Consider the following 826-nt stretch of genomic DNA (forward strand, 5'->3'; position numbering starts at 1 on the left):
CGGCCTCTTCAAGAACAACGGCCGCGCATGGGAGCCGAAGGGTGAACCGGTGCAAGTCGACACCCACGATTTCCCCGACCGTGAGCTGGGCAAGGCCGTGCCCTACGGCATCTACGATGTCACTGCGAACACCGGCTGGGTCAATGTGGGCACCGACCACGACACCGCCGCGTTCGCCGTCGAATCAATCCGGCGCTGGTGGAACGGCGCCGGACGGACTGCCTATCCGACGGCTGGTCGGCTACTGATCAGCGCCGATGCGGGCGGCTCCAACGGCTATCGCACCCGCACCTGGAAGACCGAGCTCGCCCAGTTCGCCGCCGAGTCCGGCCTGGCGATCACCGTCTGCCACCTGCCTCCCGGAACATCGAAGTGGAACCGGATCGAGCACAGGCTGTTCTCCCACATCACCATGAACTGGCGCGGCAGGCCCCTGACCAGCCACGAAGTCATCGTCCAGAGTATCGCCGCGACCACCACCAAGACCGGCCTGACGGTGCATGCCGAACTGGACACCGGCCGGTACCCCACAGGAATCCAGGTCAGCGACGAGGACATCGACGCCCTGCCGATCACACGGCACCACTTCCACGGCGACTGGAACTACACTCTCCGCCCCCAACTGCCCGAAGAGGCGACGACCACAAACAACGCAGCGGGCCAGGCGCCGGCGAACACATCACATCAACTCACGCCGCATTCCCTGCAGGACCCGGAGCTGACCGGCATGACCCGCCAGCAACTCAGCGACCTCATCGACGCACTGACTCCCGCGATGGAACTTCAACGCGAGCACGTGCTTCGCGCGCGCCGCGGTCGCGAACGC

General features: G+C 65.9%; 1 protein-coding gene. It reads left to right on the plus strand.

Translation table 11 applies throughout. From position 1 onward, the window contains the following. Positions 1-826: ISAzo13 family transposase (locus NQU54_RS48680; protein ID WP_257636673.1), on the plus strand; the 826-nt coding region annotated here is incomplete at both ends.

The organism is Streptomyces malaysiensis subsp. samsunensis (assembly GCF_024519315.1).
GTDB classification, from domain to species: domain Bacteria; phylum Actinomycetota; class Actinomycetes; order Streptomycetales; family Streptomycetaceae; genus Streptomyces; species Streptomyces malaysiensis.